Here is a 10,505-nt window from a genome sequence, read left to right as displayed (position 1 = left end):
AAAAGATTGGGGATTGGGCATGGGGCATTGGGAAGAATTTTTCCTAACTCCTAACTCCTAACTCCTAACTCCTAACTCCTAACTCCTAACTCCTAACTCTCCTAACTCTCCTACTCAGCACTCAGATAGTACTGCGACCAATTTTTCAATATGTGCGACTTCATGAGTTGCCATCACGGATATTCTGATTCGACTTGTGGGTACTGTGGGGGGACGAATTGCTGGGGCAAAAATGCCAGCATCTCTTAGCTGTTTTCCAGCTTTAAGCGCATCTGTGGCATTAGGCAATTGAAAACATAATATGGGTGATTCAGAAGGCAGCAATTTCAGGTTAGGTAACTGTTGCAGCAAAGTTTTCAAATAATGTATATTTACCCACAATTGGGCACGATGTTGCGGTTCTTGTTGCACGATCTTGATTGCTGCTAAGGCTGCTGCTGTATCAGCAGGCGAAAGCCCAGTGGTATAAATCCAACTCGGTGCGCGGTTCCGCAAAAAGTCAATTAAGGCGCTACTTCCTGCTACATACCCGCCTAAACTACCTAAAGCTTTACTCAAAGTGCCAATTTGAATTAATTGCTTTCCTGTACATCCAAAATGCTCAATACACCCAGCGCCAGTTTTTCCTAGTACCCCAGTGGCATGAGCTTCATCGACTAGCAGCATACAGCTAAATTCATCAGCGAGATCCAACAGTACAGGCAACGGACATAAATCGCCATCCATGCTGAAAACGGTATCAGTAACAATCAAACAGCGGCGGTAATTTTGCCGCTGCTGTTTCAACTGAGTTTTTAATACTGCCATATCACAGTGCGGATATTCCACCACTGCTGCACCGCTGAGAATCGCTCCATTTTTTAGACTGGAATGATTGTACTGGTCAGAGAATATTAGATCGCGCTTGCCCACAAGGGCGGTAATTGCACCCAAATTAGCTAGATACCCGGAACTAAATACCAAGGCATCTTCTGTTTGTTTGGTAGATGCGATCGCTTCCTCTAATTCCCTGTGTAACTCCCGATGCCCGCTGAGTAATCTAGAACCAGTACTACCAGTACCAAATTCCGCGATCGCAGCCGTCGCCGCTGCCATCAAACGCTCATCTCCAGCCAATCCCAAATAGTCATTGCTGGCAAAATTAATTACCTCTTGCCCAGCTAAAACCACCGTTGGACCCGAACGGCCATTGATAGGTTGTACCGAACGATACCAGTCTGCCCGATGAATTGTTGCTAAGGACTGTTCTAGCCAGGCATAAGGGTCACGTCGCTTCGCTCCGAATTCAAAATTCAAAATTCAAAATTCAAAATTAATGATCCCCATAAATAATAAATAAATTTGGGGGCTTGTATCATGAGTTGTTTTTGGTCAGTGGGCATAAGGGGGCAGGGGAGAATGACAAATGACAAATGACAAATGACAAATGACAAATGACCAATGACAAATGACAAATGACCAATGACAAATGACCAATGACAATTAAACTTGTTCGCTACTGAGATGAGCGATCGCTTGTTTAATCCAGTCTTCGACATAAGCATCTTGGGGTAGTCCAATGTCTTCGCTGACTACATGTAGGGCGTGACTGACCTCATGGGCAGTATATCCCAAGGCGAAGAGGGTCATTTGCACCTCTTCGAGAATTCCCGGTGCAGGCCCGCCTGTGGCGACGAAGAACCCGGCTGATTTGCGCCACTCGACTAATTTGCTTTTCAGTTCCAAACAGATGCGTTCAGCAATTTTTTTGCCCACACCTGGAGCCTGAATTAGGATTTGTATATTGCCAGCGATAATTGCTTGGACTAAATCTGGTAGTTCCAGAGTATCCAAGAGGGCGATCGCTAAGGCTGCACCAATACCTGTGACAGTCAGCAAGTGGCGAAATAAATCGCGTTCGGCTGGGGAAGCAAAGCCATAGAGAAAGGGCACTTCTTCACGAATTTGCAAATGGGTAAAAATTTGCGTTACTCCTCCCGACTCTGGTAACTGGTTTGCTAGGCGTTGGGGAACTTGCAAATCATACCCCAAGCCATTCACTTCCAAAGTCAGAATCACGCGATTAGCGCCAATTGTTTGGATACCAGCGACTATACCTTTTAAATAACTAATCATTACAAGAGACCAAAATAATTTAAGCCTTCGATAATTCCACCTGCACAAAAAGCTTTTGCCAGGTAGCGGTAGTCTGCGGGATACTCATTGTGCCATTGGAGTAACTCTTTGCGGGCATTCCCCACAATGATTCCCCGTTCGTTGCCTACAGCAAATAAAGCAATATCATTACCTGAATCACCACAGACAACTGTTTGTTCTGCTGCAAATTTCCACTTCTGGCGTAAAAACTGCATTGCCTGACCTTTATCGCTGCTATGGGGTATAATGTCAAGGTCAATACCGCTACTGTAGATTAACTTTACATTTAATTTAGATTTCTGCAACTCTGCTTCAAGTTGTGATATCACTCTGACAGATGCATCTTGTTCTAGGAAACAACTCACTTTGAAGGGACGCTGTTCGGAATCTGGTTGCCGAACTAACTCAGGATATTTTTTCGTAATAGATAATACAGTTTCCCGTTCCCATCCCGGAGAGAGGATTTCTGACCAATCTGAGTCTGGAGTATCAGTACCATCCAGGTAAATTTCTGTACCTACGGAAAGAACGAGGGCATCCGGTTGCAAAAGATTTTTTTGAGCTTGGAGTTCTTTGTAAAGTACAGGCGATCGCCCGGTAGAATAAACGATCTTAGTGCCGTATTTTTGGCGATGTTGACTCAGCAGTTGATTTAGTTCTGGTAAAGCGCTGTCATCGCCCACAGTCCGGTATACCAGGGTGTCATCTAAGTCGGTTACAAACAGAAATGGTTTCATGATTAATACCTCTTGCAAAATCTCGTTATTCTACCGCGTGAAGAGACTTTTACAAGAGATTTATTTGCTAAAAACAAAGCATCATATCAGACACTAAATTCGAAGATCAGTGCTTAACTGAACTGTATTCTATGTAAAGCTCAGGATATGTATAAAAACACTACATCAGCACACTTGGCTTTTGATCTCCTAATAAAATAGCTTTCCAATTTCCGATTTTACTGGTTGATTATCTCGTTCCTATACTCTGCATGGGAATGGCTGATTAGAGGCTGCGCCGCCAGTCAAGACATTAAGTCTCTGACTCAATGAATACATTGGCGCAGCCTGGGAACGAGTCAAGTCTTCACGTAATAAATAGATTTATAAGTTCATTACAATGATTGTTGCAAACACTTAAGCCTTTCTTATACATGGAAGAGCATTTGTTGCAAAGCATTAAACATTTGCAACAACTAATTATACATTTGTTGGAAATACTTAAGCCTTTCTTATATATGGAAGAGCATTTGTTGCAAAGTATTAAGCATTTGCAACAACTAATTATACATTTGCTGCAAATGCTTAAGCGTTTCTTATACATGGAAGAACATTAGCTGCAAACGCTCAAATTTTGATAACTAATGTTTAAATTTGATCGATGTCTACAGAGACGTAGCACTGAAAAACAATGTCGAGATGTAGCACTGCTACGACCCTTAGAATATATTTCTGTGGAAATGGTTTTCCGCAGTTTACATTTTTCAATCGCGGAGAATAATTTTGCGTGATTTTAAAACCCTTTTAGAGACGCGAAGTTGCATTTCGTGCTATTCGTCTAAAGTCTTATTCCTTAAATGAAGAATAAATCCTCTCAAAGCTAGGTGAGCAAATTCTTTGGCTGCGTTAGTCTCAAAATTGGTAGTAAACGTGCTTTTGTTGACTACGCAGCTATGCTAGTGAAATCGTTACATTAATGCTTGAACACAATATTATTGTCGTTGGAACATCAGCAGGTGGAGTTGAGGCGCTGACTTATCTAGTCAAGCATTTGCCGGCCGATCTCAATGCTGCTGTGATTATAGTTCTTCACGTATCCAGTCACAGCATCAGTATTCTGCCAAAAATATTAAATCGCGCTGGCAACTTGCCAGTGTCTCATGCTCAGGACGGCGAAGCTATTGTTCATGGTTGGATTTATGTGGCTCCGCCTGACCACCACTTACTGGTAGAACAAGGATATTTGCGTTTAACGCGGGGAGCAAAAGAAAACCGTTGTCGTCCCGCCATCGATCCATTGTTTCGCAGTGCAGCGCGAACCTATGGGCAACGAGTGATTGCTGTGCTACTAACAGGTATGCTTGACGACGGCACGGCGGGAATAATGGCTGTAAAAATGCGGGGCGGTGTGGCAATTGTCCAAAATCCCGATGATGCTTTGTATCCTAATATGCCACGTAATGCGATCGATAATGTAGAGGATATTGACCATATCGCGCCACTTTCAGATATTCCTTCTATTTTGGTAGCTTTAGTTAATATACCAATGGAAATACAGCCAGAAAACCCCGTACCTAGCAAGATGGAGTTTGAAACTGAAATAGCGCAGTTGAGTTTGGAAGCAGTAGAAAACGAAGGCGATCGACCTGGTAAACCATCAACCTTTGGCTGTCCTGACTGCGGCGGTATCCTCTGGGAACTCGAAGAGGGAAATTTGTTGCGCTTCCGGTGCCGCACGGGTCATGCTTATTCAGTAGAAACTTTGCTAGCCACCCAGTCTGATAAGGTGGAAGATGCACTATGGATCGCTTTAAGGGCATTGGAAGAGAAAGCTTCTTTATCACATCGTATAGCTTCAAGGATGGAGGCTCGCAATCAAAACTTGGCGGCAGAAAGATTCAAAGAGGAGGCACAATCTGCCTGGCAGCGCTCCGCCATTATTCGAGAAGTACTTTTGAAGATCAATCCAAACATAGATGTTGATTGAAGCTTAAACCTAATTATTTTAAGGAGTGGGATGGTTTAGTTTTCTGTGTGCCAGTGCCACCACCGCTTGCACTAACTCTTCTGGATCAAGGGGTTTGGTAACATGCCGTTGATAGCCACTGGTTATGGCTCGCAGGGAATCCTCAATTCTGGCATAAGCAGTTAAAGCGATCGCAGGAATTTCTCCCCCTTTTTCGGCAGTTAAAGCGCGGATCTGTTGAATCAGGGAGTAACCATCGACTTCGGGCATTCCAATATCACTGACTAAAACATCGGGTTGAAAGGACTCTAGGTTTGCTAAAACTTCTGCCGCAGAGCCAACAGTCAAGACTTTCGCTCCGTATTCAGCAAGCAATACTGTTAATAACTCACGGGCATCGGCATCATCATCAACTGTGAGAACTCGAATACCCGTGAGTTCGAGTGCTGGTTGTGGCAACTCATCTGGCTGCTTGATTTCCGGTTCAACATTCAGCAATGGCAACTGGACTGTAAAGGTGGCTCCCAAGCCTTCACCTGCACTATCAGCCGTGATGGTGCCGCCGTGAGCCTCAACTAACTGCCGGACGATCGCTAACCCCAATCCTAACCCCCCATACTTGCGAGTAATTGAGACATCTTCTTGACGGAATGACTCAAAAATATACGGGAGAAAGTCTGGGTTAATGCCTTTGCCAGTGTCACTAACGATAATCTGTGCCCGATCTTCAACTCGCTCTAGTCTGGTTTCTACTCGTCCTCCCTTGGGGGTAAACTTGATCGCGTTGGAAAGTAAATTCCAAACGATCTGTTGCAGGCGGTTAGAATCTCCAGAGACTTGCCCAATATTCGGCAGTACTGGATGCAACAAAATTGATTTAGCAACAGCTGCGGTTCTTACTGTGTCGATCGCAGATTCAATTACAAATGCCAAATTCACGGGAGACGCATCTATGCTGAGTTTGCCGCGCAGAATCTTGGCGACATCGAGCAAGTCATCAATCAGTTGAGTTTGCAGTTTAGCGTTGCGTTCAATGGTGGCTAAAGCTTCAGCTGTTTTGGTTTCATCAAATTTGCGGGTTTGCAGCAGTTTTGTCCAGCCGAGAATTGGGTTAAGAGGCGATCGCAATTCATGGGAGAGAACGGCGAGAAACTCATCTTTGATCCGATTGGCGCGTTCGGCTTCTGCTCTGGCTGCTTGCTCTTGGGCAAGTAGGCGATTGCGTTCAACTTCCAGTTCCTTTTGATCGTGAATATCTGTACAGGTGCCAAACCATTTCACCACCTGCCCCCGTTGGTCTTTTAGCGGCATACCCAGCACCAAATGCCAACGGTAGCTGCGATCAGAAGCTCTTTTAAAGCGATATTCGTGGCGATAGCTACTGCCACAATCCACAGTATTATTCCACAAGGATTGAGCCGCTTGTCTATCGTCTGGATGAACGCCTGATATCCAACCTTGCCCTAAAATCTGTGCCAAGCTCAATCCGGTATAGTCACACAATCGTTGATTCGCGTAATCGCAGGAACCACTGGCATCGCAAGTCCAAACAAGTTGCGGAATCGCCTCTGCTAGGTAGCGGTAGCGTTCTTCACTTTGCCGTAATTCATCCTCTACCTGTTTGCGATCAGTGATATCTTGCACATTGCCCAGCATCCGTATTGCATTGCCCGCAGCATCATAGAAAACCTTAGCTCTGGCTGCTAACCAGCGAATACCATCAGGATGTAGAATGCGGTAATCAGTTTCATAGTACTCTTGCTGTTGCTGGATGGTGTAACTCACTATTTCATTGGCAGAGGTGCGATCGTCTGGGTGCAGGAGGTTTAACCACTGTTCAAAGCTGACTTCCTCTGTGGTTGGGTCAAGCCCGAATAGATTGCAGTACTCTTCAGATACATGAGCGCTGTTGCGGGTAATGTCCCAATCCCATACTCCCGATCGCGTCGCTTTGTACGCCAGTTTCAACCGGGCTTCGTTCTCCTGCAATAAGAGTTCTGTCTTTTTACGTTCTGTGATATCTCGTGAAATCAATAAGATTCGTTCTAGTTGCCCGGAAGCATCCAGAATCGGGCTAACGACCACTTCCCACCATTTGGGAGTGCCTTTTACGGTTGGGCAGTATCCGCGAAAAATGCTGACTTCACCTATTTTAGCGGCAGCTAGTGCCTGCTCTGCCTGTTGCCGATAGCCGTCTTCCCATAAACAGAGCCATTCAATATTCAGATAGGGATTTAAGTCGTCAATTTCCATCAAACACAGTCCACCTGTATTCATATACAGCAGCCGCCCGTCGAGGCTTAATACCTTGATGCAGTCAGAACTACTATCTAAAATACGGTTTTTAAATTCTTCACTCTGGCGCAAATCAAGCTCTGCCTGTTTGCGATCGCTGATATCAAAATGGATGCCTGCCATTCGCAGGGGATTGCCCTGTTGATCGCGCAAAACCACTTTTCCGTGATTGGCAATCCATTTCCACTCCCCAGACTTGGTTAACATCCGATATTCAAATTTGTAAGACACCGAATCGTCCTGAAGATGGGCATTCAACCGTTCCATCACCCAAACTTTATCGTCAGGATGAATTAGTCGCTCCCAACTGTTAAAGTGTCCAGGTAGGTCTCCTTGCTCATATCCCAGCATTTCCAGCCATCGTGAACTTAAATAATCTTCATTGGTAATAATGTTCCAATCCCATAGACCGCCACCAGAACCTTCCAGTGCCATTTGCAGGCGTTCTTCACTGTTTCGCAAAGCTTGCTCTGTCTGTTTGCGTTCGCTAATGTCTTCGGCAATCCCGGCAAACCGATAAATTTCTCCTGTTTCATCTCGCAGGGGAAAGCAGCGATCGTGAACCCAGCGAATACTACCATTGGGTAAAATAATCCGATATTCTTCATCAAATTGACCGGCGACAGCTTTTTCATGAAACGCTCTGTCTGTCGATTCTCGATCTTCTGGGTGAATACGATCGACCCATGCTTGTTGTCCTTGATACAATTCCTGCGGGTTCAATCCCCACAGTTTTTTATATGCAGGACTGACATAGCTAACTCGATTTTTCGACACCTCTTTGATCCAAAACACCGCATCAATATTTTCTGCGAGTTGGCGAAAACGTTCCTCACTCTCACGCAGAGTTTCGGCTGATCGTTTGCGTTCGGTGATATCTAGATCGATACCCGCCATCTGAATCGGTTGTCCGTGTTGGTCGTAAAATACCTTGCCCTGGCTTAGTGCCCACCGAATTGTACCATTGGGATATACTACCCGAAATTCAATGTCATAGTCTTCTCCAGTGGCGACAGCACGATCGACGGCTGTTAGTAGGCGATCGCGATCGTCATGATGGACTCGCGCGGCAAACATCTCGAAGGAACCGTCAAATTCTCCTTGTTCCAGTCCAAATAAGGCTTCCAGGTTATCCGACCAGGAAATTTTTCCCGTCTGGATGTTCCAGTTCCATGTTCCCATCCGAGAGGCTGACAGTGCTAATCGTAGCCATTCTTCGCTCTCCCGTAATTCTGCTTCTACTCGTCTGCGATCGGTCAATTCATTCTGTGCCTGCTGATAGAGTTCCGCCTGCCGAATTGCAATGCCAACTTGAATCGCCAGTTCTTTGAGCAAGTCAATCTCTAAGGGTTGCCACCTTCGAGGAGTTGCACAGTTATGAGCAATTAGCAATCCCCAAAAGTGGTTATCGGAAATAATCGGCACCACCAGATTAGCTTTCACTTGAAACTGAGCCAACAATTCAACGTGGCATGGATCAATACTGCTATCCTGAATATCAAATATTGCCGTTACGTAACCCTGACGATAGCGTTGGATATAGTTCTCGACTAAGGCGCTATCGTAGCTGACAGTTTCCGACGGATTCCATGCAAGGTAGTTCTCCGCGAGGCAGGGATCGTACATAGTAGATGAGAGCAGCGATTGCCAGTGTCCCCCAACAGATTCTGCTATTACTGTGCCATCGCCATCAGGTTTTAACTGAAAAACCAAGACGCGATCGGTGTGCAGAAATTCTCTCACTTCGGTTACGGTTGTCTGGAGAATTTCATCCAGATTCAGCGATTGGTGAATTTTCTGGGTAATATGTGAGACTACGCGCTCTCGTTCAATCCGCTGTTGTAGTTGGGTGCGTAGCTGCACTGTTTCAATTGCCCCATTGACTGCTATTTGCAGTCCTTCTGGGGTGATTTGCTCTTTGACAATATAATCTTGTGCGCCCGCTTTGATCGCCTTAACTGCGATCGCCTCATTGCCCTGCCCGGTGACGACAATTACAGGTAGGCAAGGCTGTTGGGTAGATGGTTGCAATTGTGCCAGAAATTCCAGTCCGTCCATGTCGGGCAGTCGATAATCAAGCAACACAACATCAGGCTGATGTTGCTGCCAAAGTTCTAGCCCAAGTTGTCCCAGCGTTGCTTCTAGGATAGTGTAAGAATGTTCGCGATCGCGCAGCAAATACCGCCGATAGAGTTCTCGATCTTCTGGGGAATCATCGACAATTAAGAGAGTGCGCTGTTGCTGAGACATTGTGCATTAATTAATCAAGTAGATATTAACCCACCTTCCGCAGGTTTGCATATAAAATTTGACATTTTTCAAGAAATGCTAAAACCCTTCATTAATGCCAGGATTTTACCATATTTGAGAGAATTTATGGGATCGCTCTTGACATCTGTTTGGCGTTAACTTGTTTGAGAATTTTAATGTATAATTTTATTCTTGCGTGCTGATAAAATTTATATCACTTTTCCCAGAGAATAATCTATAAATATTTACTTACTAATACAAATTATCTATGAAGATAGTAATAGCAATCCTAAATCATAGGGATTAAAATCGCTGTAAAGCTTATAATTGGGTGCTTTTAATCTCCTTATATTCTCACGTTTGAATTCGAATTGCTATATCTGATTCATTAGTTATGATTGTGGGCATCTATGTAAAAATCTTAAAACCCTCTTTCTCTCTGCTCCCTAAACTTTGCAGTCTGAATGATAATTTTTTTACTCAGCATGATATAAGACCAATGGCAGGACATATACAAACTGAATGCGATCGCCGTTATCACAATTGCAAATATACTCAATAAGTAAGATAGATATAACTATCTATGCATAAAAAAAATTAAAGTTTGTAGTAAGGACTTTAGTCCTAGCTTTAGGGACTGAAGTCCCCACTACAAACTTGTTATTATGGCTGTTTTAAGGGACTTTATATTTAGATATGAGTTTAAAAAAATTAGCTTTTTTTACTATATCTGCGGAATATAAGTTGAACTATAATTGCTAATTGTCAGTTTTTGAGAGTTGCTGGGCGATCATCTCCAATAACTGCTTGAGTTTTATCGGCTTGGCTAAGTAGTGGTTTGCGCCCGCTTCTAGACACCGTTCTAAATCTCCCGGCATGACCAAAGCTGTCAGGGCAATGATCGGAATCGAGTGGGTTTTGGTATCGGCACGAATTTGACGGGTTGCTTCTAATCCATCCATTTGTGGCATTTGAATATCCATCAAGATGAGATGAGGCTGATGCTGTTTAGCCATTTGCACGGCTTCTAAGCCATTGCGGGCAAGCATAACCTGAAAATTATATGAACCTATCCCACTAATAATATTTTGTTAATCCAGATATGAATTGTAGCAAGGTCAATGAATGCGTCAAAGTAAACT

At 44.2% G+C, this 10,505-nt stretch carries 6 protein-coding genes; 1 reads left to right on the top strand and 5 read right to left on the bottom strand.

The annotated features are described in order from the left end of the window. Positions 1 to 114: 114 nt before the first annotated feature. From bioF to HWQ43_RS16785, 3 genes are all read right to left on the bottom strand, one after another. Complete coding sequence (gene bioF / locus HWQ43_RS16795; RefSeq protein ID WP_292736013.1) at positions 115 to 1,296, bottom strand: 8-amino-7-oxononanoate synthase; 1,182 nt, start codon at positions 1,294 to 1,296, stop codon at positions 115 to 117. Positions 1,297 to 1,482: 186 nt separating this feature from the next. Beyond that, positions 1,483 to 2,115, bottom strand: a complete 633-nt coding sequence (ruvA, locus tag HWQ43_RS16790) for a Holliday junction branch migration protein RuvA (RefSeq protein WP_292736010.1) — start codon at positions 2,113 to 2,115, stop codon at positions 1,483 to 1,485. Further along, positions 2,115 to 2,873: a sucrose-phosphate phosphatase gene (locus tag HWQ43_RS16785; protein WP_292736007.1), complete on the bottom strand. Its 759-nt coding sequence runs from the start codon at positions 2,871 to 2,873 to the stop codon at positions 2,115 to 2,117. Before HWQ43_RS16785 ends, ruvA begins: the two co-directional genes overlap by 1 nt. Before the next feature lie 955 nt (positions 2,874 to 3,828). On the opposite strand from HWQ43_RS16785, the gene HWQ43_RS16780 reads away from it, so the two are divergent. Further along, positions 3,829 to 4,839 carry a chemotaxis protein CheB gene (locus HWQ43_RS16780; RefSeq protein ID WP_292736005.1) on the top strand — a complete coding sequence of 337 codons (1,011 nt, stop codon included), beginning with the start codon at positions 3,829 to 3,831 and terminating at the stop codon, positions 4,837 to 4,839. 18 nt (positions 4,840 to 4,857) lie between these two features. Here HWQ43_RS16780 and HWQ43_RS16775 read toward each other — a convergent pair whose 3' ends face one another. Next, positions 4,858 to 9,363 carry a PAS domain-containing protein gene (locus HWQ43_RS16775; protein WP_292736002.1) on the bottom strand — a complete coding sequence of 1,502 codons (4,506 nt, stop codon included), beginning with the start codon at positions 9,361 to 9,363 and terminating at the stop codon, positions 4,858 to 4,860. A 758-nt stretch (positions 9,364 to 10,121) separates the two neighbouring features. After that, positions 10,122 to 10,412, bottom strand: coding sequence for a response regulator (locus tag HWQ43_RS16770; RefSeq protein ID WP_366932841.1), 291 nt, complete (start codon positions 10,410 to 10,412; stop codon positions 10,122 to 10,124). Positions 10,413 to 10,505: the final 93 nt, after the last annotated feature.

The organism is Nostoc sp. JL31, from assembly GCF_017114965.1.
Classification (GTDB): Bacteria; Cyanobacteriota; Cyanobacteriia; order Cyanobacteriales; family Nostocaceae; genus Nostoc; species Nostoc punctiforme_A.
The sequence above is the reverse complement of the archived record's forward strand: the minus strand, read 5'-3'. Positions and strand labels throughout refer to the sequence as shown.

Coding starts and splice junctions, on each gene's coding strand:
- ruvA (WP_292736010.1), bottom strand. CDS start 2,115: ATGATTAGTTATTTAAAAGGTATAGTCGCTGGTATCCAAACAATTGGC.
- HWQ43_RS16770 (WP_366932841.1), bottom strand. CDS start 10,412: ATGCTTGCCCGCAATGGCTTAGAAGCCGTGCAAATGGCTAAACAGCAT.
- HWQ43_RS16780 (WP_292736005.1), top strand. CDS start 3,829: ATGCTTGAACACAATATTATTGTCGTTGGAACATCAGCAGGTGGAGTT.
- HWQ43_RS16785 (WP_292736007.1), bottom strand. CDS start 2,873: ATGAAACCATTTCTGTTTGTAACCGACTTAGATGACACCCTGGTATAC.
- HWQ43_RS16775 (WP_292736002.1), bottom strand. CDS start 9,363: ATGTCTCAGCAACAGCGCACTCTCTTAATTGTCGATGATTCCCCAGAA.